The following is a 21162-nucleotide window of genomic DNA, read 5'->3' as shown; positions in this document are numbered from 1 at the left end:
TTCGCTTGCGGAGGTGAGCTTCTACGCTTCCCCGCCAGCACCGTCAACACTTTTTTTCAACTTCGTTTCGCTTTCCAGCGACCCGTCCGTTTCCGGTTTCCCGAAGCGGAGGTGAGCTTCTACGCTCATCCACCCGGCCCGTCAACGTTTTTTTTCACTCAACTCGAAGTGCCGTTGCCCTTCGATCCGCGTTGCGGCTTTCCGCAGCGGGCTGAACTAAATAGCCGCGCTTGCGATGCCTGTCAACTCGTTTTTTCAATCATTGCCAGGTTTCTTTCGATCCCAGGCCTGCCCACCCCGGTTTCCCGCAGCGGGAGAGGCTATCTAGGCGCGCCGGCCGCTCCCGTCAAGTCAAATGTTGCCGTCCTTGACCGTATTTTCTAAAACATCATTAATACCGAATGTTTGCGACGACCATTTTCCACCATCCAGAACCCAGCGGGTGATCGTCCAGGCCTCGTTGTCGATGACATCGCAGTGGCCGGCACTGTCTGCGCCCGCGACGCCGGCCAGGGCGGCAAGGAACTCCTCGGCATCCACCCAACGCCCCTCGTGCTCCAGGGCCAGCGTTCCGTCGGTGTACTCCGCCGTCTCAAAGGGACATTGACCGGCGAGGCCCGCCCAGGCCGCAGCGGTCAGGCCGCGCACCTCGCCGTACACGCGCAGATCCGGGCCTACGGGCATGGGACGCCCTCGTCGGCCAGCAGGCGCTTGGCAACGTTTAAGTCATACAGTTCCAACGGATCCGTCCCGGTGCCGCGCTTTTTGTATTCTGCGGCCGCCGCTTCAATGTCGGCATAGGGAATCCAGTCATGGCGTTCCCAGATCGCAGCGTGCTCGCTGTTCCAGAGGCGGAATTCCACCTGCCCGAAGCTGACGCGCACATACATACGCACCCGTTTCTCGGCGGGATTGGGATAGTAATAGAGACCCAACGTATCTTTCATGCTTTCTTTCCTCTCGTATGTTGAAACCAAGCCCGGCTTGAAACCAGTTTACCCCCCCTTGCCCCCGAGCAGGGAAGGTCCGGGAGGGGGTTACCCCCTCCCGGCCGCCGGAGCAACGGTGGTATCCGTCAAGCTTGCGCTGCGACATGCGCTCGTCCGATGGTAGTGCATTTTTGCCCCATTCCCCTTCGCGGCAACGCCGTTCCCCCTTAACCCCTTGCCTTCTAGGAGGGATTCCAAAGGGCTCAGCCCTTTGGCCACCGGAGGCTCTTCTGCCTCCTGGCCAAGATTGGGAAAAGCGGCGGCTCCCGCGTGGTTTTGCCGCCCTGCGATAGCCCGGCCGGAGGCGGCTGGCAATCCCTGGACGCACCCCAGGCTGGCCGAAGGGCCTTGCGCCCCTCCAAAACAGTGCTACAAAGGAAAGTCAGAACGAACATCCCCCAAGGAGGCGGCCATGACCGACGCACAAACCATCGTTCTTGGCGGCATGGAATGCGACTACGACCCGCAAACGCATATCGCCACCATCTATTGCGCCAACTGTTCCGAGCAAAACGAGGTCGAGGTGTGGCTCGATCAGGACGGCCGACCGGAATACGCCGGGTTTGTCTGCGAAAAATGCGGCTCTTTCAATACACCGGAAGGGTAACCCGAAATTTTACCGGACAAGGGCGTTGCAGCCGCCGCCAGCCTCGGCTAAACCGTTTGTACGATAACGAGGCGTGACGGGGGATGGCGTCGCCATGGAGCAGGAACAAAATCTGGCCTATTATATGGAACTGATCCGGCAGGCCCCAAGCTATCAGGATCTCGTTTTTTTCCGCAACCGGACCTTTGACGCCATCGAGGCCACCCTGCCGCCCGAAGAGGTGGACGCGCTCAAGCGGGCCTGGACCGACCGGGCCAAGGACGAACGGGTGCCGGTGACGCCGCCGGGGTCCAAAAGCACCGGGGCTTAGAGCGCGCGGGCAAAACAGGAGTCCTTTGTTTGCGGGTGCAATCTCGCAGCGCATCGGGGTGCGGCGTGGCAAGCCCGTTGCGCAAGGATTGCGGGCAACCCGGGCCGGCCCGGGTTCGGGAGGCCGGATGCGGCTACGGCCCGGGCCGGCGGATCAAAAGCAGCCTGGTCAGGCGCTACAAGCGGCCAGCCGGCTGTGCGGCCCGACACCCCGGGCCGGCAGATCAGATGCAGTCTGGCCAGACGCAAAAGGGCCAGCCGGCCGTACGGCCCGACGGCCCGGTCCGGCGGATCAGATGCAGCCCGCCCGGGCGCTGCAAGCGGCCAGCCGGCCATGCGGCCTTACGGCCCGGTCCGGCGGACCAGATGCAGCGGCACGGCTGGTCCTGATTTGAGGGTAAAGACGGCTTCGGCCGTATTCGGCCCGGTGAGCCGGCCCTTGAGCAGATGGCCGCTGCCGTGCTGGGCTGCGAAATCAGCCCCCACGATCACGCCGGCCAGATGGTAGGTGTTGGTTTTGCCGCTTATGTCCGGGAGAACCACCACGCCGTAAATCATGTCACCCTGGCGGGTGAAGTTGGCTGTGACCTCCTGGCCAAGGACCGCAGCCGACCAGGTGCCGACGATACCGGCGTCCTGTTGGGCCTGGGCCGGGACGGCCAGTCCCAGCCAAAGGGTGGCCAGCAGGATCACGGAGAGGCGCGTCAGATGGATCATAACAGTCCCTCGCGGCGCATGAGCGTCATGAATTTGGTGCGGACAGCCTTGAGTTCCAGGATGATGCTTTCCACCTGGGCGTAATGGCTGGAGAATTTTACAGCGCTATCGAGCTCACGCTGGCGTTTGGCCAGCCGCTGGCTGATGAAATCGAGAAAGGCCTGGGGTCCGGGTTCCTTGCTATCCAAAAGGCAGCTCCCACAGTGCCGCCGGCTGGGCGTCGATGCGCGTGGGACTACGCCCGTGACGTCGGCCGGCAATGGCGGTGTCATCGGGCTATAATCACGAACTGCCTGGCCATCAACCCCCAAAGGACCGAAAAGCAGGGCTGCTCCAAAAGCGGAAGCCGCCCAGGCCCAGGGAGTGGCCCAAGCGGCTTCCTGAAAAGGCCGTGGTGGCGTGTTGGGGGAGGAGGCTAGGGGGTGACCGCCACGGCCAGTTGATTTGGAGCGGGATCGGTGTAGGTAGACCGTCCGCTTTGATTTTTTGAAATGCAAATCCAAGGCCAATATTGATCCAGCGATGCATTGTTTTTTTAACCAATAATTTCAAAGCATAAAAAATAGCGCTCTGGACAACGACCGGGACCGGCAGGGCAAATGACCAAAGATACCTTTCCTTTCGGTTAGCTTTTTTACAATCTTAACCTGCGGCCCGAACATTTCCCGCTCCAATCGATGGCCCCGGGCCAGGAGCGACCGGAGGATCACAGGCAGTGGCGAAGCACAGCATAGAAGACGTCATTCCCGGCATGGTGGCCGGCAGGGATATCATTGGCCAGGATGGAGCCTTGCTGGTTCCGCGCGGCACCATGCTTTCCGAAGAGCATCTGCGGCGCATGCGCGCTTACGGCGTGCGCGTCGCGGATGTCGCAGCAAGCGACGGCGATGACACCACCCCGGAAACCGATGCGGCAGCAGACCGGCTGGCCGTCGCGCAAAGGCGTTGCCGCCACCTGCTCACACCCCGCTTCCAGACCCTGGACCTGGAGAGCCCGTTTGGCCGGGCCGTGTTCGATCTGGCCGTCAGCCGGGCCGCAACCCTGGCCGTGGCCCAGGGACTCGACCTCGACGCCGTGGCCGACGGCCCGGCCCTGGCCGGCCTGCCGCCGGAACAGCAGCTTTTCGCCGAGGGTGCCGTGGACCCGGCCAGTCTGGTCTCAGGCGACGTGGAACTGGCCACGCTGCCCGAGGTGTACGTGCGCCTGCTGGCGGTTTTGGAAGACGGCGAAAAAACCTCGGACGCCGATCTGGCCGGCATCGTCGGGCGTGACCCGAGCCTGACGGCCAAGCTCTTGAAACTCGTCAACAGCCCTCTTTTTGGTTCGCGCACCCCGGTGGACTCCATTGGCCGGGCCGTGGCCATGGCCGGCCAGAAAGAACTCACCACCCTGGTCACGGGTCTGGCCGCCCTGTCCGCCTTTTCCGATATCGCTCCGGGCCTGTACGACATGCGGATGTTCTGGCGGCATGCCGCCGCCTGCGCCGTCTATGCCTCGCTGTTGGCCCAGACCGTGCCCGGAGTCGCTGCGGACCGGGTCTTTGTGGGCGGGCTGCTCCACGATCTCGGCCAGTTGGTGATCCTGCGCAAGTTGCCGGCCGCTGCCGGCCGGGCGTTGCTTCTGTCGCGGGTGGAGGGGCTGCCGGCCAGTGAAGCCGAAATCGCCGTGCTCGGTTTCGACCACGCAGCCGTTGGCCGGGCCTTAATGACCAACTGGAACTTCCCGCCGGCGCTGACCGCCATGGTCGCCGACCACCATGCCCCCGACGGCCAGCCCCAGTCCCGGGAAACGGCCATCGTCCACATTGCCGACATCCTGGCCCAGGCCTGGGTCTGGCCGGCCTTTCCCGGCCCACCCACGCCCGGAGCAAGCGAAGCGGCCTGGCGCAGTCTGGGACTGGCCGAAACGGTCCTGGCCGAAGTGGCGGCCGCCGGCGACGCCCGTATTGCCGAGATTGAGTCGCTGTTTTTTGGGGCCAGCCCCCAGCCCACCCAACGCAGGAGTCGCTCATGACCGCTGACACGCCGCGCAACATTCCCCGCCGCCATCTCTTTCGCGCCCTGCTTGGCCGGGAAATTCCCACCGAATCGCCGCCAGACGCCACTCCCGCCGCCGGGCAGGCAGCCTCTCCCCATGCCGCTGGCGACGCCGCCTACGCGGCGGCCGATTATCCGGCGGCCATGGCCGCCTACCGGGAGTCGGCGCGGGGGGATCTGTCCAATCCGGCGGTGCGCAACCGTCTGGGCCATTGCCTCTACGAACTGGGGCAGTTCATCCAGGCCCGGGTGGAATTTGAGCATGTGCTGCGCTTAACCGACGGCAAGGATGTGTTTGCCCGCCTGGGCCTTGGCCTGACGCTTTTGGCCCTGGGCAAGACGGAAAAAGCCATGGCCGCGTTGCAGGCCTTTGACGATCCCGAGCGGGCCGATCTGACCGCCCTGGCCCGGCGCATCGCCGACAAGCTCGAAACAGCGGATGTTGCCAGTTACCCGGGCCTGCGCCTGACCCTGGAACGCTCGGCCCGGGCCATGGGCCTGCTGCCGGACCACGGCACGGCCTGATGGCCAGAAACTGTTGTTAACACCAATAATTTCCATATAATACAAAAAATAGCACAAGCCTCGCAGTTGCCTCTGTGCACCGTGCACGCTATGGTACACGGACTATGGCTGCACTTTCTTTCGGCGAACGCATCCGGGCCAAACGTCTGGCCCTTCTGGCCAACGACCCCCGGTTCACCCTGCGCCAACTGGCCGCCCGCCTGGGCATCCAGCCGTCCTATTTAAGCCGCCTGGAGCGCGGCGCCATCCCGAGCCTGTCCGAGGAACATCTGCAGGCCCTGGCCCGGGAACTGAATGATGATCCCGATATCCTGTGCGTTTTAACCGGCAAACTCCCGGGCGACGTGCGGCGTATCCTCTTAAACGCCCCGCAGCGGCTCTTGCCGCTGGTGCGCGCCCTGGAGCAGCCGGACTGGCTGGGGCCGGATGCGCGCAACACGCCCCCCCAGTTCTGGGATTGCTACCGCGAATCCCAGCATCTGGCCCGGGTGGGCAGCTTCGTGCGCGATCTGCAAACCGGCGAGGATTTCTGGAGCGAGGAATTTTTCCGCATCTTCGGCCTGCCGGCCGGCAGCCCTGCCCCGGACTTTGCCGCCTTCATGGAGCTGGTCCATCCCGACGACCGGCAGGCCGTCATGAGCGTCCGGCACCGGATGGCTGCCGGAGGCGAACCCATCCACTACGCGTATCGGTTCAAACGCGGCGATGGCCTGTGGCGGCAGGCCAAGGCCGTGGCCCGCTGCCAATACGACGCCGATGGCCGGGCCCGGCGCATTCTCGGCACGGTGCAGGATGTCACCACCGAACGCCAGGCGCTTGAAGATCTGCGCGCCGTGGCCCAGTTTCCCGAAGACAATCCCAACCCGGTGCTGCGTGTGGGCCGGGACGGCCGGCTTGCCTTTGCCAACCGGGCCAGCAGCCCGCTTCTGGACGCTGCCGGGCTGGCCGTGGGCGAGCCGGTGGGTTCGCCGATTCTGGACGCCGTGCAGGCGGCACTCACCAGCGCCACTTCCCAGGAAATTGACATGGCGGTGGGCGCAGGCGTCCAGCGCCTGACCGTCGTGCCCCTGCCCGCCTCAGGCCAGGCCAATATCTACGGCCGCGACGTCAGCGACCTGCACCACGCCGCCGACTCCCTGGCCGCCGCCGAAGCCCGCTGCCAACGGATTATAAACGACGCCGTGCTCGGTATCTTCCGGGCCACCCAGGACGGCCGGCTGCTGTCAGCCAATCCGGCCCTCGCCCGGCTTTTCGGCTACGCCAGTGCAGAAGAAATGCTGGCCCAGGCCGGCGGCGATACCAATACGCTTTACCAGGATCCGCAACGGCGCAGGGAAGTCGTCCACCGGCTGGCCAACAAGGAGGGGCTGCTCAACTTTGAAAATCCCTACCGGCGCAAGGACGGCTCGATGTTTATCGGCAATCTCCACGCCCGGCTGTCCGTGGAGGCCGACGGGGAGCGCGTTATCGAAGGTTTTATCGAGGACATTACCGAGCGCCAGCAGGTCCAAGCCGAACTGGCCGCCAGCGAAGAACGCCTGCAAACCCATCTGCGCAATTTCCCCCTGCCCACCTTCACCTTTGCCCTGAGCGACCGCCAGTTTGTCCTGGCCAACGCCAACAAGGCGGCCGAAGCCCTTTCCCGGGGACGCATCGGTGGCTGCCTGGGCAGCCCGGCTGAAACCATTTTCGAGGCGTCCCCGGACGTGTATCTGGCGTTGTGGAGCGCCTTCGAGGGCCGATGCACCGGTCGTCGCCGCCTGTCCCTGCGTGTGCCCGGAGCTGAAGACGCCGGCCTGTTCGACATGACCTTCGTTTTCGTTGCGCCGGACACGGTGATGCTGCACGCCGAGGAAATCACCGCCCTGGCCCGCATGCGGGACGATCTGCACCGCACCGCGGAAACCCTGCGCACCATTCTGGAGCATGTCCCCTATGCCACCCTGCTGGCAGCGGCCGATGGGCGCACCCTCTATGTCAACCAGCGCTTTACGGATCTGGTGGGCTACACGCTGGATGACATTCCCTCTGTGGTCGAGTGGATGCCCAAGGCCTATCCCGACCCCAACCTGCGCGCCCGGGTGGCGGCCGATTGGCAGTCCATCCAGGGCCGTCCCTGCCACCGCATCTATCCGGTGCGTTGCGGCGACGGCCGCTCGCGTTGGATCGATTTTAATACCGTGGCCCTGCCTGACGGACGGATGCTGCTCACGTTAAACGAAGCCGATCCCCGGCCGCTGCTCGGCACCTCCCGCGCTGACCACAGTCAGCCTTAAATGGCCCCACAGGACCAGCGCCATAAAAAAGCCCGGCCTGCACCTTGGCAGCCGGGCTTTTTTGCGGACAAAGCCGAAACAAGCAGTTGGAACGTGGCTCAGCCGGCCGCCGGGGCCGGGCTCTTGCGCCAGGATTTCTCCTGGCCGGCGCGCAGACGGGCGATATTGTCGCGATGCTTGTAAATAATAAGCCCGGCCACCACCACCCCGGCCGGCACCAGGGCCGGCTGGCCTAAAAACGCGCACAAGACCGGCACGGCCACGGCCAAAACCAGGGAGCCGGCCGAAACATAGCCCGATACGCGGATCACCGCCACGCAGGCGGCCACTGCCAGCAAGGCCACGGCAGGAGCCGCCGCCAGAAAAACCCCGATGGCGGTGGCCACGCCCTTGCCGCCCCGGCCGTAGAGAAACACCGAAAACATGTGCCCGACCACAGCCGCCACCAGAACCAGGGACACAAACACCACCGAATCGGTCATGGCCCGGGCGCACAGCACCGGCACCAGCCCCTTGGCCAGGTCCAGCAGCAGCGTCAATACACCCAGCCGGGTGCCGCACAGCCGGGCCACGTTGGTGGCCCCGGTGTTCAAACTGCCGGCCCGACGCGGATCGATGCCGCAGCCAACCAGGGCCACGAGCAGACCAAACGGGAAAGAGGCAACCAGATAGGTCAACAGAATGAAACCGATAGCGGCCATGGAGTCCCTCGCTCTTTGTCGGCTTGTCGGATCAGGACGCGCCAGCGTCCATAAACAACTGTTCGTCGGGCAGGCTGGCCGGAATCTCTTCCGCGCCAAACACCCGCAACTCATTGGTCAGCGGATCGATGCGCCCCAACCGTAGCGCATAGCGCTGGCCGGTGTAAATCGTGTCGCCAAGCGTATCCTTGGTGGCCCGGACATAGATCTGGATGTCGGGCAGGGACAGGGAGACAAAGGGTCCACCGCAGTCCACCACCACACCCTCGAAGGTGCGCTCCTTGCACGTGCGCTGGAGAAAAAGCAGCTTCCAATAGCGCGGCCGAAACCGCTGCACCCGGCCCACGGCCTCGATGCGCGACGACAGCGCCGGCATCCGGGCCTCCAGCTCCCCCCGGCTCCAGCGCGGCGCGCCGGTGCGCAACAGGCTTTCCAGCTGGGCCAGATTGATCAGATCGGCATAGCGCCGCAGCGGCGAAGTGACCGGGGCATAGGCCGGGGCGGCCAAGGTGGCATGGGGCCGGGGGTCCGGCTCGGTCAGGGTCGGGGGCAACTCGCGCACCGCCCGCTGGATGGCCGGCGGATCGCTGTGCACGCCCCGGACTTCCGGCGGCAGCCGCGCGTCCTGGGTGCGAAAGAGCATGGCCGCGCCATGGGACACGGCGTATTCGGCGGCGGCAGTATTGCCCAGAATCATAAATTCACTGACCAGCAACTGGGCCTTGGGATAGCTCGGGCACACGGCCATCGTCACCTGGGCGTCGTCGGGGTAGCCGGCCAAAATAATTTCCGGCTCGGGCCGCTCGATGATGACCGCCCCGCGCTCCAGGCGTTTATCGCGCAAAAGGACAGCCAGTTTCCAGCCAAGAACCAGATGCGGGGCAGCGTCACCCCGCTCCAGGGCTGCTTCGACGACCGAATAGCAGGTGTTTTCCGCCACCCGGACAAAGGTCTTTCGCATGGCGAACCCAACGATTTCGCCGTCTGCGGCAAAGTCCCATTCCATAAGCAGCGAAGGCCGCACCTCGCCGGCCCGCAGGCTGTAAAGATCGGTTCCCAGGCTCTCGGGCAGCATGTGGCTGACCCCTTCGGGCAGATACAGGCTCGAGGCCCGGTGGGCCACGGCGGTATCCAGCGGGCCGCCGAAGTCCCAGTCCAGGGCCGGGTCGGCCAGGGCCAGGTACAACCGCACCCCGCCGCCGGGCAGGGTCTCGGCGTAGAAGGCGTCGTCGATATCCCGGGTCGTTGGCGAATCGATGCTGACAAAGGGAATCGGCTCGGGTTCGCGGGCCAGGGCGGCAAGGCCCGCCCGGCGGGCCTCAATCTCGGCGGCAAAGGGCTTGTGCCAGTCGTTGCCCGCGTCGTAGTCGGCCTGATCCAAATGGAAATTGTGGTGCGGCGAGACGATGCCCCACTGGCTGGCCAAAATCAGCGGCAAAAAAGGATGCTCGGGCAGACCCTTGCGCAGCATGGCCCACAAGGTGGCCATTTCCGGGTCGTCGGCGTCGGCAATGACCCGGCGCAACAGCCCGGCCAGCTTCGCGGCCGCCTCGGGATCGAGCTTGGCAGCCAGGGACGCGCCGCGTTTGCGATCCCCTGCGGCCCAGCCCTGCCACAGTTCCTTGAAAAAGGTCTGGCCGGCCACCACGACTTTCTCGCGCTCCTCGGCCGCCGCCGATTCGGTCAGCCGGCGTTCGACCACCTCGGCCGAATAGACTTCGAATTTGGGCGGATGGAACTTGAAATGGGTCTTGCAGCCCAAAAGCGCCCGGCCCATGGCCGCCACGGCGTCCACGTCCGGGGTTTCGCCGACCAGCCCGGCAAACCATTGCGCCGATTCCTCGCGCACCTCGCCCTGGGCCAACTCCCAGAGTTCCAGCGGGGCGATGGCCTTGGCCCCGGCCTCGCGCCGGGCCTGATGGGTGGAAAGAATCTCGGAAATCTGGCTGCGGTCGCGCGGTCCGTCATAGAGCGGTCCCATCCACGGCAACACCCGCGAGGCCGCCATCTTCTCCTCGCGATGGGTGAGCGTATAGACCCGCAACCGGCCCGAAGACTCTTCCAGCACCCAGGCCACCTGACTCTGGTTGCCCTGCATAAACTCCACCAGACAACCCGGCCCGGCATACCGTTCCAACGCCATTTCTAGTCCTTCTGCTCCGCGCCCAAGACGGCCAACGCCGCCGGAGGAAATAAAGAAACGAAGACGCCTCCGGCGGCCGGGGGGATGATCCCCCCGGACCCCTGCAACGAGAAAATTTTTTATATGTGAGCGTTGGAGTGGCATTGCCCGGCCGCCACAGCCGACCAGCTTGCCAGCCAACGCCCAAAACCCCTTGAAAGACTTTCTAATCAAGGGGGTCCGGGGGGGATTATCCCCCCCGGCCGCCGGAGGCATCTTCTGCCTTCGCTTCCTCTCTTAATGTCTAAACGACCGCTGGCCGGTGTAGACCATGGCCACTTGGGGCGAGGCCTCGTTGCAAGCTGTGATGACTTCCGTGTCGCGGATGGAGCCGCCGGGCTGGGCCACGGCCGTGACCCCGGCCGCGATGCACAGATCCACGCCGTCGCGAAACGGAAAAAAGCCGTCAGACACCACCACCGTCCCGACCAATCCGCCGCAGGTTGCCTCGGTGCGGGCTTTGATGCCGGTCAGGCTGGCCAGGGCTTCGGGATCGGTTGCGGCTTTCTGGGTCAGTTCATACAGCGACAGCTTGTGGGCGGCAAAGGCCAGACTGTCGGCGTACTTGGTCTTGGCCTTGAAAATGGTCAGTTCCACCACTCCGACCCGGTCCTGTTCGCCGGTGCCGATGGCGACCGTGGCCCCGTCTTTGACGAATATGACCGAGTTGGAGGTGACCCCGGCCTCGATGGCCCAGGCAAACAGCAGATCTTCGGCTTCCTGGGGTGTGGGCGCGCGGGCAACGACCGTGGTTCCGGCCTTGTCCGTCGCCTGGGCCGGCAGGAAATCGCCCGTGGAGAGAATCTTGTTTCGGAAGGAAAACTGCAGCACCAGCCCGCCATCGGCCAGGGATTTGACATCCAGAAAAGGCTGACCCACCAGCTTGTCGAGCTGGGCCAGACCGGGCAGCTTGAAGATGCGCAGATTCTTTTTGGATTTAAGGATTTCCAGTGCCGCCGGCTCGTAGTCCGGGGCGGCCACCACTTCAAAATAGACGGCGTTGATCTGCTCGGCCGTGGCCACGTCGAGGGTGCGGTTGACCACGATGGCCCCGCCGAAAGCGGCAATGCGGTCCGAGGAAAAAGCGGCCGTAAAGGCGGCGCACAGGCCGGCATCGGACCAGGCTGCGCCGCAGGGATTATTGTGCTTAAGGATCACGGCGGCCGGTTTGGCGGTCAGGTACTGGAGGATGTTGACGCCGTTGTCCACGTCGGTGAGATTGGTCTTACCGGGATGTTTGCCCGATTGCAGCAGATGCTCTTCCGTGGCGGCGCACACCAGCCCATCGCCCGGACCACGAAAGGTCACGCCGCCAAGGGTCAATCGGCCGGACACCGGGGCGTACAGGGCAGCCGGCTGATCCGGGTTTTCCCCATAGCGCAAACCTTTTTCCTGGCCGTCGATGGTCCAGGTGCGCTTGGCAAAGGCCAGTTCGGCATCGCCCAGGCGAATGACCAGTTCGGCCGGGAAAGGATCGTCCACCATGGTGGTGTACATTTTTTTAAGATCGCTCATGGCGTCACCGCTCCTTGTCGCATTCGTGCAAGCGTGCCTAGCACAGCCGGGGCATGGGGGCAAATTGCATTTGGAAGGCCCGGCCAATTCTGCTAACAAGGCCTGTCCGCAGCGCGCGTCGCTGCAGTTATCGGGGCAAGGGAGTTGTCGTGGAACAGGTTTTGTTAAAGATGGCCAGACAGCTTCGGGCCTTTGACGAGGCCTCGCTCATGGCGCTGTGGGACAAATACAGCGAAACGGTGTCGCGTTTCGAGCCGTCCCAGCGTTGGGAGGAAGCCGTTCTGGTCCTGGCCATGATCCAGGGCATGCGTTTTAAAAATCAATTGTTCAATCATCACTGGGCCGAAGGCCAACAGCCGGGACAGCCCGCCACACCCGCGCCGATCCTGGCCACGCCCCTTGGCGACGCCATGGAAACGAGCGGGAAAAAGGCCGGCCCCAAACGCCAAAACAAGGGTAAAGTCCTGGCCTTTCGGCCCAAGGATTGAGGGGAGTCATAAAACATGGGCGAATTTCGCAACCCGCAGGCCCCTGGGGCCGGGCGTGGCATCGTCATCCACGGCGCGCAGTGGGGCGATGAAGGCAAAGGCAAGATCGTCGATCTGCTGACCGAATCGGCCAAGGCCGTGGTCCGCTTCCAGGGCGGCAACAACGCCGGGCATACGCTGGTGGTGGGCGGCGAAAAAACCGTGCTGCACCTGCTCCCCTCCGGCATCCTCCACGACGGCAAAGCCTGCCTCATCGGCAACGGCGTGGTGCTCGATCCCGAAGTGCTGTGCCGCGAAATGGACACCCTGGCCCAAAAAGGCATCGACGTCTCCCCGGAGCGTCTGGTCATTTCCAAAAAGACCCACGTCATCATGCCCTATCACCGGCTCCTGGACGGCGCGCGCGAGACCCTTCGCGCCGGCTCCAAGATCGGCACCACCGGCCGGGGCATCGGGCCGTGCTACGAAGACAAGATGGCCCGCATCGGCATCCGCGCCGGCGATTTTGCCGATCCGGAGCTGCTGGCCAAGAAAATCGCCCAGGCTTTGGTGGAAAAAAACACGCTTTTCACCAAACTCTACGAAATCCCGGCCCTGGACCCGGGGGCCGTGGCCGAGGGGCTGGCCCCGGTGGCCAAACGGCTGCTGCCCTACCTGGGCGATGTGTCCTCGATCATCCAAAAGACCCTGGCCAGCGGCGACGTGCTCTTTGAGGGTGCCCAGGGCACCCACCTCGACATCGACCACGGCACCTACCCCTTTGTGACCTCGTCCAATACCGTCTCCGGTCAGGCCGCCGCCGGCAGCGGCTGCTCCCCGGATGTGCTGTCGCGCGTCGTGGCCGTGGTCAAAGCCTACACCACCCGCGTGGGTTCCGGGCCTTTCCCCACCGAACTCTTCGGCACCGTCGGCGACTACCTCCAGGAAAAAGGCGGCGAATTCGGGGCCACCACCGGCCGCAAACGCCGCTGCGGCTGGCTCGATCTGGTGCTGTTGCGCGAATCGGCCCGCCTCTCCGGCCCGACCGACATTGCCCTGACCAAACTCGACGTCCTAAGCGGCCTTTTCGAAATCAAAATCTGCATCGGCTACCGCTATAAAGGCAAAATCTACGAATACCCGCCCCAGGAAGAAGGCGCGCTGGAATTCGTCGAGCCGATCTATGAGACCATGCCCGGCTGGGAAGAAGACATCACCGGCATCACCGCCTGGGAAGACCTGCCGCTGGCCGCCCGGGAATACGTGTCGCGCATCGAACAGTCGCTCAAAACCACCTGCTCCATCCTCTCCGTCGGCCCCGACCGCCGGCAGACCATTATTAGGGGATAGGAAAGATATCAGATCGGGCTCTGCCCGAACCCGCCGGGGGGATGATCCCCCCGGCCCCCCCGAAAGGGGGGCGGGAGTTCGGGCAGCGGTTGGTGGGATGGTCGGCGGCGGGAAGCCGTCTCTGATGGGGGGCGCAATTTTCCTGGCTGGCCCAGCCGCAGGAACGGCTGGGCCAGCCAGGAAAATTGCGCCCCCCACCTGCCCTCGGCCCCGAAGACGGGGCCGAAAGGTTTGCAGGAAAATTTTCCATAGGCAATGCGGCGCATTGCCAAGAACCACTGGAGACGCTGTATCCACTTATGCGCTCCGTAAACGAATCCCCCTTTCCCTTTGGCGTCCCCGAGCGCCAGTCCCATGTGCTCGCCGGCCTTGACGCCTTGGCCCGGGCCATCCCCCAGGCGCTGATCCTGGAGGGCGGCACGGCCGATGAGCGCGCGGCCATGGCCATGTGGCTGGCGGCGCGGCTTAATTGCCGGGACGCGTCCCCCCCTTGCGGCCTGTGTCCGGTCTGCATCCAGCTTCGCGACAAAGTATTTTTGGATTTGCAGTATTTCGACGGTGGCGCGGAAACCATCAAAGTGGCGGATATGCGCGAGGTGCGCGCCCTGGTGGGCGAGCCGCCGCGCGGGTCGGGCTGGCGGGTGGTGATTTTGGCCGAAGCGCAAGGGCTTACGGACGAAGCGGCCAATGCGCTTTTAAAGGCCATGGAGGAACCGCGTCCGGGCAACGTGTTCGTGTTGCTTTCGCCCCAGCGGGAGCGGCTTTTCCCGACACTGGTGTCGCGCTCATTTGTCATGACCCTGGCCTGGCCGGATGCCAGCCTGCCCTTGCCGGCCGGCGGCGAGGACGATCCCTGGCCCATCCTCGACGCTTTGGCCGGTTTCTGGCGTTCGGGCCGGGGCTGGTTTACCGGGGTCAAGGGTCGGCCGTCGCGGCTGACGGCCGAGCGGGTGCTGACCGAGTTGTCGCGGGAATTGGCTGCATTTTTGGCGGGTCGCTCGGACACGCCGCTTTCGGCCCGCTTGTCGGTCTGCGGCGATGCGGACGTGCCCCGGCGTCTGGACATCCTTTTGGCCGAGTGCCAGGAAGCGCTCATTGCCTCGGTCAATCCGGCGGTGGTGCTGGATCGCCTGGCCACGCGGGCCTACTTATGGCTTCGCGGGTAGTCGCCGCATCCCTGAGAATCCATCGCAGAAGCAGCCAGCCCTGAGTGGCTGCAATAACGTCCTGCTCCGAAACGCGTTGACCGTAAGGCCAGGCACCCCTCGGTCCTGTCGGGAGCCAGACCTCTGATCAGACGGACGGTGGAAATGCCTGCCCCCGCAAGACCCGGACCGGGCGCAAACGACCAGCGCCCGCCTGTCGGAAACCGACGGGCGGGCGCTGGGAAACAGGTGAATGTTCAGGAAGCGGCTATTCGGCGGCTTCCTTTTTCTTTTTCTTGGGCACGCCCTGGTAGGCCATGGTCTGTTTTTCCGTGGCCACCTGGCGGTGTTCCTTGCTCATGGACAGGCAGCTGGTGGGGCAGACATCCACGCACACGCCGCAATACACGCAGCTCATGGCTTCACAGGTCCAGGTGCCGGCCTTGTTGTCCACGGCGATGCACTGGGACGGGCATTTGATCTGACAGGTGCGGCAGAAGATGCACTCATCGATATTAATGTGCAACGTCCCCCGAAACCCTTCGAAATGGCCCCGCACGGCAAACGGATAGAGCCTTGTCGAGCTTTTGGCGAAGAGGTTCGCAACGACGTTTTTGGTCATGTTGAACATGGAAACGCGCTCCTTTTTTACCGTTCGGTGCAGCTGATGCAGGGGTCAATGGAGAGCACGATGACCGGCACGTCGGCCAATTCGCAGCCCGGCAGAATGGCCAGAAGCGGCGGGATATTGGCGAATGTCGGCGTGCGGATGCGCACCCGGTCCATATTCTTGGAACCCACGCCCTTAAGGTAGTACATGAGTTCGCCCCGGGGCTGTTCCACGCGGGTAACGGCTTCACCGTCCGGCTTGCCCTTGACCTTGGCGGCCAGGGAGCCGGCCGGGATATCCAGGTCCGGGGGTGGCGCGGCCGTGATGCTGTGGTGCTTGTCGCGGTTATACGACTGCATGATGCCACCGCGATTGCCGCTGATAATCCTGGGCGTGTCGTCTTCGTTGGCCCCTTCGACATTGGCCGCGGTTTCGCCGGCCGGCATCCGGGCAATGGCCAGACGCACGATGTCAAAGGACTGGAGGGTTTCGCGGAAACGCACGGCGCAACGGGCATAGGAGTCGCCGTCGTATTCCACGATCGGCTCAAAGCCCAGTTCGCCAAAGGCGGCGTAACCGGTCTGGCGGGCGTCCTGGGCCCATCCGGAACCGCGCAGCATGGGACCGACCGCGCCGAGCTGGTAGGCCTGCTCCTTGGTCAGCACGCCCTTGCCGCAACAACGCTTTTTGACCGTGTAATCATTTAAGATCGTGGTCTGAAGCTGACGGATTTCTTTCTCGGAGATGATGAGCTGCTGCTCGATCCACTGGCATTGTTCCGGGGAAAGGTCGCGCCGCACGCCGCCAACGACGTTGACCGAGACCACCACGCGGTTGCCGCAAGTGGCTTCCATGATGTCCATGATGCGCTCGCGCACCCGCCAGAACTGCATGAAAAGGCTTTCAAAGCCGAACGCGTCGGCAAAAAGGCCCAGCCACAGCAGGTGGGAGTGGACGCGGTGGAGCTCACCCCAGATGGTGCGCAGATACTTGGCGCGCCTGGGGACTTCGACGCCCATGATCTGCTCGATGCCTTCGCAGTAGCACAGGGCGTGCAGACAGGAGCAGATGCCGCAGACCCGCTCGACGATCTGGACCATCTGGTTGAAATCACGGACTTCACACAGTTTTTCCAGTCCCCGGTGAACATAACCGAGGGTGGGCAGGGCCTCGACGACGATTTCGTCCTCGATGGTGAGTTTGAGATGCAGGGGTTCCGGCAGCACCGGATGCTGCGGACCGAAAGGCAATATAGTACGGGCCATACGCTTCCCTCTCTAGGACTGTTTTTGAGCCACGCTGACTTTGCAAAACGGCATGGCGCGGACTTCAGCTTCAAGGTACAGGTGCCCGCCGAAATCGAGAACGATGTCGGAGAAGCAGATGCCGAACTGATCGCGGCTCTCGTTTTCCACGAGCAACGCGGCAAAGTAGACGGGGGAGATGCTCGGCACCACGGTCTCCTTGGGGATGGAGAGCCGATAATGCTTCATGACCAAGTCTTTGTCATAGTGGTAAAAGATCTCAAAACCGGCCTCACCGACATCCACAGCGGTCATGGTGACCAACCGCCAGCCGCCGTCAAAGTGCTCTTTGGCCACGGCGACGACTTCGTCGAGGGAAAGAGGAATCGTTTCCAGCACAATATTCTCCTGGCCTTCGGGGTCGGACCCCGGTTGCGTCGCAGGTTGCAGCTAGGCCGTCATGCCCAGCAGCGTCTTGACCTTCTCCAGGGCCGCCACCACGCCATCGATGATGGCTTCGGGCCGGGCCGGGCAGCCGGGCACATAGACATCCACGGGGATGACCTTGTCCACGCCGCCAACCACGTTGTAGGCCTCGCGGAACACGCCCCCGGAGCAGCCGCAGGCCCCGATGGCAATAACGGCCTTGGGTCCGGGCATCTGATCGTAGATGTTTTTGAGCACATGCTTGTTGCGGTGATTGACGGTGCCGGTCACGAGCAACACGTCGGCGTGCTTGGGATTGCCGATGTTTAAAATGCCGAAGCGTTCAATGTCGTAGATGGGCGTGAGGCAGGCCAGCACCTCGATGTCGCAGCCGTTGCAGCTGCCGCAATCGAAGTGGACCACCCACGGGGATTTGATGCGTCCCTGATTGATCAAATTGCCTAACATGGCGTGCTCTCTTTTTTGGCTTGGCAAACGTTATTGGGCATACAGCCAAAGCATGTTGACGAGGGTGAGGACCAGCCCCATGCCGACAGCGGACTTGAGCATGAAGCGCCAGGTCAGGCGCGCCGTGACGTTGTCCACGATGATTTCGGCCAGGTAGGTCACCGCCACAAGCACAACCATGCCCACAACGCTGGTCGACCAGAAAAGGGCGCACAGCCCGAGCACGAGGATGACCTCATACCAGTGGGCGATTTCGATCATGGCCAGAAACGGACCGGAGTATTCGGTATAGACGCCGCGCACCAGTTCCTGGTGGGCGTGGGCGCTGGCCGAGATGTCAAAGGGGGATTTGCGCAGCTTAATCGTGAGCGCATAGCCCAAAACGATGTACATCAGCGGCAGGTCGTAGAGCAGCGGCCGGGTCTGTTCAAACACCGCGCTGACCTTGAAGCTGCCGGTCACCATGGCGATGGCGGCAAAGACAAGGATCAGAAGCGGTTCGTAGGCCAGCATCTGCAGCAGCTCGCGCTGGCCGCCGATCTGGCTGTAGGGCGAGGGCGAGGCCAGGGCGCCCATGACCAGGAAGACCGCGCCGACCGTCAGCACGAAAAAGATCAGCAGCAGGTCGGAGCCGGTAAACAGCAGCACCACCGACAGGGCCGCGCCAACAATATAGACATAGGCGCAAAGGGCCTGCCAGGTGTTGGTGACCATGGGCTCTTTGCCCAAGAGTTTGAGCACATCATAGATGGGCTGGAGGATCGGCGGACCATAGCGCGACTGCAACCAGGCGGTGATCCGGCGGTCCACGCCGGTGATGAGCGCCCCCAAGAGCGGCGCGGCAACCAGAGCCAAAATGGCGAGTATGATTTTGGTAATCACAGGGCGCCTCCGAAAAGCATGATCACCAGCACGGCGAGCGCGATGACGTTGATCCATTTGGAGAGCATGGTCTCGCCGAAGAACTGCTCCAGATAGTAGTTGCCGGACTGGACAGGCACATGCAGCCCCAGGGGACCGAGGAAGCCGGGCTTGCCGTCAACCGTTTGTTGCTCGCCGCACATATAGGGCTGGGAGCACTGGGCGGCGGTCACCTTGCGCGCCTGCTTGAGGGCAAAGTAGAAGCCAAGGCCCAAGAGGAGAAACAGCGGGTAGACCAGGAAGATGCCGACCGGGGAATCAAAGTTGCCGTATGGGAGGGCGTACGGCGCGGCCTTGTAATACATTTTTACGACCGGGGCCACCAAGCTGTTGTAGACCACCGGCGAGAAGAAGCTGACCACCAGGGCCAGCCCGGCCAGGATGTAGAGCGGCGCACGCACGGTGATGTCCTGGGCCTCAGGCTTGGCCTTGGCCACCGGGGTGCCCAGCATGAGTCCGGCCCAACGGCACCAGAACAGCACCGTAACGCCCGAACCCAGGGCCAGCATGATCATCAGCAGGAACTGCCCGTGGGCGGACTCAATGGCCATCCACTTGGCCATGAGCATGCCAAAGGGCGGCAGCATCATGGTCATGATGCCGATGATGGCGACGAGTGCCGTACGGGGCATGACCGCGAACAGGCCGCGCATGTCCTCGATGTCGCGGGAACCGATCTTTTGCTCAATGGCTCCCACGCACAAGAACATAAGCGCCTTGGAGATGGCGTGGAAGAGGATGAGCAGGATGGCCGCCGTGATGGCCGCCGGGGTGTTGATGCCGGCGCAGGCAATGATCAGCGCCAGGTTGGAGATGGTGGAATACGCCAGGATTTTCTTGCCGTTGGACTGTCCGGCGGCCAGACAGGCCGTGGCCAGAAAAACAAAGGCCCCGAAAAGGGCCACGAAGTTGCTGAAGTAGGTTCCGGCGTAGACCGGGGCCAGGCGCACGATGATGTAGACGCCGGCCTTGACCATGGTGGACGAGTGGAGCAAGGCCGAGACCGGGGTGGGTGCGACCATGGCACCGGTCAGCCAGCTCTGGAACGGGGCCTGGGCGGCCTTGGTCATGCCGGCGAACACCAGCAGGAACATGGGCACCAGGATGGCACCGCCGGCCACGGCGAATTCGGGGCCGCGCGCCAGGATCTCTTGCAGCGACAGGGTGCCAACCACCTTTTGCAGCAGGATGATGCCGAACAAAAAGGCCGTGCCGCCCAGGACGTTCATCCACAGGGCGCGTTCGGCGTTTTTGCGGGCAATCTCGGTGTCGTCATGCCCGATGAGCATAAACGAGCACAAGGTGGTGCATTCCCAGAAGAAATACATCCACAGCAGATTGTTGGCCAAAACCAGGCCGTTCATGGCCCCCAGGAAAAGCACGATGAAAAAGAAAAACTGAGGCTGTTTCGACTTGGTCAGATGCAGGTGCTCTTCGTGTTCCTTCATATAGCCGATACCGTAGACGGCGATCAGCGAACCGACGATGGAGATGATCAGCACCATGACAAGGCTTAAATCATCCGCAAAAAAGGCCGGAATGTTCCCGTGCTCCTTCACCATGAAGAAGTCGAGAATGATGAGGCCGATGATCTGCGCGACGGAGAGCCAGATAATAATCTGGTTTTTGCGTTTGATACCGACGAACAGCACCACAAATAGTATGACAAAATCACCCAGGGTGATAAGGGTGTCATACAGTGGCGCTGGCGACATGATAAACGCTCCGCCTCGCAGCATGGCCAGCGACGCGAGTGCAAGCACTCCCGCCGTGGCGACCAGGATGACCTTGCGCACGTTTTGCTCTCGCAAAACGAGCAACACGGCTGCCACCAAAAATGGCAACAGCACCGTCACAAAGACCAGCGTGTCGAGCATAGGCACCTCGATAAAAAAGTTAGGGGACCGCCTGGGACACACGTTCTGCCCCCGCCGCCGGGCAAAACAATCCGCAAGCAAAGTGACCGCCTGCTTTCGGATTGTTTTTAGGCCCCTGGGGGAAGAGCGTCAAGTTTAGGCGTCTTACGAGAAAATTCTACCCGGTGCAATAGCGTGATTCCTTTCACAAGGGTTCCTTTCCCTGGAAAACCGGCCTGTTCGCGTCGCAAAGAGCAGTCCGGCGCTCCCCCTTGCCCGGCGCCAAATTAAATTTTGCACAATTTCAGGATGTTACAAAAGGATGAAAAAATCAGGCCCCACCCCTTTTTTTTCGCTCCAACCCCTTGCCTTTCACGCCAATGTGTTTAGATATTTTCCCGCCTGCCGTTAGCACTCACACCCTGCGAGTGCCAGCAGCACGGCTCATCAGCCAAAAACCATGGAGGTTATTGTATGAAGCTTAAACCCTTAGGCGATCGCGTGCTGGTTAAGCGTTTGGAACAGGAAGAAGTCACCAAGGGCGGCATCATCATCCCCGACTCTGCCAAGGAAAAGCCCATGAAAGGCGAGATCATCGCCGTGGGTCCGGGCAAGATCGCCGACGATGGCAAGCACCAGAAGATGCACGTCGAGAAGGGTGACCTCGTCCTTTTCAACAAGTACGCCGGCACCGAGATCAAGGTTGATGACGAAGATTTCCTCGTCATGCGCGAAGACGACATCCTGGCCGTCATCGAAGCCTAAGGCCCCGCGCCTTTCCCTTTTTCTTTTTTTAGAATTTTAGCGCAAGGAGAGT

23 protein-coding genes are annotated in these 21162 nt (G+C 62.9%); 10 read left to right on the top strand and 13 right to left on the bottom strand.

Features of this window, described 5'->3' with window-relative positions; genetic code table 11:
• Positions 1 to 384: hypothetical protein (locus GTA51_RS20735; RefSeq protein WP_211922611.1), on the top strand; the 384-nt coding region annotated here is incomplete at its 5' end.
• Here the strand turns inward: GTA51_RS20735 and GTA51_RS15710 are convergent.
• Positions 352 to 684, bottom strand: a complete 333-nt coding sequence (locus tag GTA51_RS15710; protein WP_160962730.1) for a hypothetical protein — start codon at positions 682 to 684, stop codon at positions 352 to 354. The two genes, GTA51_RS20735 and GTA51_RS15710, sit on opposite strands and share 33 nt — an antisense overlap.
• Positions 675 to 947, bottom strand: a complete 273-nt coding sequence (locus tag GTA51_RS15705) for a hypothetical protein (RefSeq protein ID WP_160962728.1) — start codon at positions 945 to 947, stop codon at positions 675 to 677. The genes GTA51_RS15710 and GTA51_RS15705 overlap by 10 nt, the downstream gene beginning before the upstream one ends.
• A 454-nt stretch (positions 948 to 1401) precedes the next feature.
• Between GTA51_RS15705 and GTA51_RS15700 the strand changes: the two genes are divergently transcribed.
• A complete protein-coding gene (locus GTA51_RS15700) occupies positions 1402 to 1596 on the top strand; it encodes a hypothetical protein (protein WP_160962726.1) in 195 nt (64 codons plus the stop codon).
• Between the two features lie 94 nt (positions 1597 to 1690).
• The gene (locus tag GTA51_RS15695; protein WP_160962724.1) at positions 1691 to 1906 is read left to right on the top strand and encodes a hypothetical protein; all 216 of its coding nucleotides are present in this window, start codon (positions 1691 to 1693) and stop codon (positions 1904 to 1906) included.
• A gap of 341 nt (positions 1907 to 2247) precedes the next feature.
• Here GTA51_RS15695 and GTA51_RS15690 read toward each other — a convergent pair whose 3' ends face one another.
• Entirely contained in the window at positions 2248 to 2622 is a 375-nt protein-coding gene (locus tag GTA51_RS15690; protein WP_160962722.1) for a hypothetical protein, read from the bottom strand.
• On the bottom strand, positions 2619 to 2810 hold the full coding sequence (locus GTA51_RS15685) for a hypothetical protein (RefSeq protein WP_160962720.1): 192 nt from the start codon (positions 2808 to 2810) through the stop codon (positions 2619 to 2621). Before GTA51_RS15685 ends, GTA51_RS15690 begins: the two co-directional genes overlap by 4 nt.
• Positions 2811 to 3337: 527 nt before the next feature.
• Between GTA51_RS15685 and GTA51_RS15680 the strand changes: the two genes are divergently transcribed.
• The 3 genes from GTA51_RS15680 (at position 3338) to GTA51_RS15670 (ending at position 7460) form a co-directional block, all read left to right on the top strand.
• Positions 3338 to 4636: an HDOD domain-containing protein gene (locus GTA51_RS15680; protein WP_160962718.1), complete on the top strand. Its 1299-nt coding sequence runs from the start codon at positions 3338 to 3340 to the stop codon at positions 4634 to 4636.
• Complete coding sequence (locus tag GTA51_RS15675) at positions 4633 to 5184, top strand: hypothetical protein (protein ID WP_160962716.1); 552 nt, start codon at positions 4633 to 4635, stop codon at positions 5182 to 5184. The genes GTA51_RS15680 and GTA51_RS15675 overlap by 4 nt, the downstream gene beginning before the upstream one ends.
• A gap of 104 nt (positions 5185 to 5288) precedes the next feature.
• Positions 5289 to 7460 (top strand): PAS domain S-box protein, encoded by a 2172-nt coding sequence (locus tag GTA51_RS15670; protein WP_160962714.1) that lies wholly within the window; start codon positions 5289 to 5291, stop codon positions 7458 to 7460.
• Between the two features lie 98 nt (positions 7461 to 7558).
• Here GTA51_RS15670 and plsY read toward each other — a convergent pair whose 3' ends face one another.
• From plsY to GTA51_RS15655, 3 genes are all read right to left on the bottom strand, one after another.
• Entirely contained in the window at positions 7559 to 8161 is a 603-nt protein-coding gene (gene plsY, locus GTA51_RS15665) for a glycerol-3-phosphate 1-O-acyltransferase PlsY (protein WP_160962712.1), read from the bottom strand.
• Positions 8162 to 8192: 31 nt separating this feature from the next.
• Complete coding sequence (locus GTA51_RS15660) at positions 8193 to 10304, bottom strand: ribonuclease catalytic domain-containing protein (RefSeq protein ID WP_160962710.1); 2112 nt, start codon at positions 10302 to 10304, stop codon at positions 8193 to 8195.
• A 276-nt stretch (positions 10305 to 10580) separates the two neighbouring features.
• A complete protein-coding gene (locus tag GTA51_RS15655) occupies positions 10581 to 11858 on the bottom strand; it encodes an IMP cyclohydrolase (protein ID WP_160962708.1) in 1278 nt (425 codons plus the stop codon).
• Between the two features lie 149 nt (positions 11859 to 12007).
• On the opposite strand from GTA51_RS15655, the gene GTA51_RS15650 reads away from it, so the two are divergent.
• From GTA51_RS15650 to GTA51_RS15640, 3 genes are all read left to right on the top strand, one after another.
• Positions 12008 to 12346: a hypothetical protein gene (locus GTA51_RS15650; protein WP_160962707.1), complete on the top strand. Its 339-nt coding sequence runs from the start codon at positions 12008 to 12010 to the stop codon at positions 12344 to 12346.
• Between the two features lie 15 nt (positions 12347 to 12361).
• The gene (locus GTA51_RS15645) at positions 12362 to 13675 is read left to right on the top strand and encodes an adenylosuccinate synthase (RefSeq protein ID WP_160962705.1); all 1314 of its coding nucleotides are present in this window, start codon (positions 12362 to 12364) and stop codon (positions 13673 to 13675) included.
• Between the two features lie 299 nt (positions 13676 to 13974).
• Positions 13975 to 14841: a DNA polymerase III delta subunit-related protein gene (locus GTA51_RS15640; RefSeq protein WP_160962703.1), complete on the top strand. Its 867-nt coding sequence runs from the start codon at positions 13975 to 13977 to the stop codon at positions 14839 to 14841.
• A 247-nt stretch (positions 14842 to 15088) separates the two neighbouring features.
• Here the strand turns inward: GTA51_RS15640 and GTA51_RS15635 are convergent, their stop codons facing one another.
• The 6 genes from GTA51_RS15635 to GTA51_RS15610 are packed head-to-tail and all read right to left on the bottom strand — an operon-like array spanning position 15089 to position 20366.
• A complete protein-coding gene (locus tag GTA51_RS15635; protein ID WP_160962701.1) occupies positions 15089 to 15451 on the bottom strand; it encodes a 4Fe-4S dicluster domain-containing protein in 363 nt (120 codons plus the stop codon).
• A gap of 17 nt (positions 15452 to 15468) precedes the next feature.
• Complete coding sequence (locus tag GTA51_RS15630; RefSeq protein WP_160962699.1) at positions 15469 to 16695, bottom strand: hydrogenase large subunit; 1227 nt, start codon at positions 16693 to 16695, stop codon at positions 15469 to 15471.
• A gap of 12 nt (positions 16696 to 16707) precedes the next feature.
• Complete coding sequence (locus GTA51_RS15625; RefSeq protein WP_160962697.1) at positions 16708 to 17073, bottom strand: NADH-quinone oxidoreductase subunit C; 366 nt, start codon at positions 17071 to 17073, stop codon at positions 16708 to 16710.
• A gap of 51 nt (positions 17074 to 17124) precedes the next feature.
• A complete protein-coding gene (locus GTA51_RS15620) occupies positions 17125 to 17568 on the bottom strand; it encodes an NADH-quinone oxidoreductase subunit B family protein (protein WP_160962695.1) in 444 nt (147 codons plus the stop codon).
• A 30-nt stretch (positions 17569 to 17598) separates the two neighbouring features.
• On the bottom strand, positions 17599 to 18447 hold the full coding sequence (locus tag GTA51_RS15615; RefSeq protein ID WP_170300342.1) for an NADH-quinone oxidoreductase subunit H: 849 nt from the start codon (positions 18445 to 18447) through the stop codon (positions 17599 to 17601).
• Positions 18447 to 20366 (bottom strand): NADH-quinone oxidoreductase subunit 5 family protein, encoded by a 1920-nt coding sequence (locus GTA51_RS15610; RefSeq protein WP_160962691.1) that lies wholly within the window; start codon positions 20364 to 20366, stop codon positions 18447 to 18449. Before GTA51_RS15610 ends, GTA51_RS15615 begins: the two co-directional genes overlap by 1 nt.
• Before the next feature lie 453 nt (positions 20367 to 20819).
• Between GTA51_RS15610 and groES the strand changes: the two genes are divergently transcribed.
• Positions 20820 to 21110: a co-chaperone GroES gene (groES, locus tag GTA51_RS15605; protein WP_160962689.1), complete on the top strand. Its 291-nt coding sequence runs from the start codon at positions 20820 to 20822 to the stop codon at positions 21108 to 21110.
• Positions 21111 to 21162: the final 52 nt, after the last annotated feature.

It is taken from the genome of Solidesulfovibrio aerotolerans (assembly GCF_009856865.1).
Lineage (GTDB): Bacteria > Desulfobacterota > Desulfovibrionia > Desulfovibrionales > Desulfovibrionaceae > Solidesulfovibrio > Solidesulfovibrio aerotolerans.
The sequence above is the reverse complement of the archived record's forward strand: the minus strand, read 5'-3'. Positions and strand labels throughout refer to the sequence as shown.

Bases quoted from the DNA above. Each gene is read 5' to 3' on its own strand.
- GTA51_RS15610 (WP_160962691.1), bottom strand. From the start codon at position 20,366: ATGCTCGACACGCTGGTCTTTGTGACGGTGCTGTTGCCATTTTTGGTG.
- GTA51_RS15630 (WP_160962699.1), bottom strand. From the start codon at position 16,695: ATGGCCCGTACTATATTGCCTTTCGGTCCGCAGCATCCGGTGCTGCCG.
- GTA51_RS15655 (WP_160962708.1), bottom strand. From the start codon at position 11,858: ATGAGCGATCTTAAAAAAATGTACACCACCATGGTGGACGATCCTTTC.
- GTA51_RS15690 (WP_160962722.1), bottom strand. From the start codon at position 2,622: ATGATCCATCTGACGCGCCTCTCCGTGATCCTGCTGGCCACCCTTTGG.
- GTA51_RS15710 (WP_160962730.1), bottom strand. From the start codon at position 684: ATGCCCGTAGGCCCGGATCTGCGCGTGTACGGCGAGGTGCGCGGCCTG.
- groES (WP_160962689.1), top strand. From the start codon at position 20,820: ATGAAGCTTAAACCCTTAGGCGATCGCGTGCTGGTTAAGCGTTTGGAA.
- GTA51_RS15695 (WP_160962724.1), top strand. From the start codon at position 1,691: ATGGAGCAGGAACAAAATCTGGCCTATTATATGGAACTGATCCGGCAG.
- GTA51_RS15700 (WP_160962726.1), top strand. From the start codon at position 1,402: ATGACCGACGCACAAACCATCGTTCTTGGCGGCATGGAATGCGACTAC.
- GTA51_RS15640 (WP_160962703.1), top strand. From the start codon at position 13,975: ATGCGCTCCGTAAACGAATCCCCCTTTCCCTTTGGCGTCCCCGAGCGC.
- plsY (WP_160962712.1), bottom strand. From the start codon at position 8,161: ATGGCCGCTATCGGTTTCATTCTGTTGACCTATCTGGTTGCCTCTTTC.
- GTA51_RS15705 (WP_160962728.1), bottom strand. From the start codon at position 947: ATGAAAGATACGTTGGGTCTCTATTACTATCCCAATCCCGCCGAGAAA.
- GTA51_RS15635 (WP_160962701.1), bottom strand. From the start codon at position 15,451: ATGTTCAACATGACCAAAAACGTCGTTGCGAACCTCTTCGCCAAAAGC.
- GTA51_RS15675 (WP_160962716.1), top strand. From the start codon at position 4,633: ATGACCGCTGACACGCCGCGCAACATTCCCCGCCGCCATCTCTTTCGC.
- GTA51_RS15620 (WP_160962695.1), bottom strand. From the start codon at position 17,568: ATGTTAGGCAATTTGATCAATCAGGGACGCATCAAATCCCCGTGGGTG.
- GTA51_RS15645 (WP_160962705.1), top strand. From the start codon at position 12,362: ATGGGCGAATTTCGCAACCCGCAGGCCCCTGGGGCCGGGCGTGGCATC.
- GTA51_RS15670 (WP_160962714.1), top strand. From the start codon at position 5,289: ATGGCTGCACTTTCTTTCGGCGAACGCATCCGGGCCAAACGTCTGGCC.
- GTA51_RS15660 (WP_160962710.1), bottom strand. From the start codon at position 10,304: ATGGCGTTGGAACGGTATGCCGGGCCGGGTTGTCTGGTGGAGTTTATG.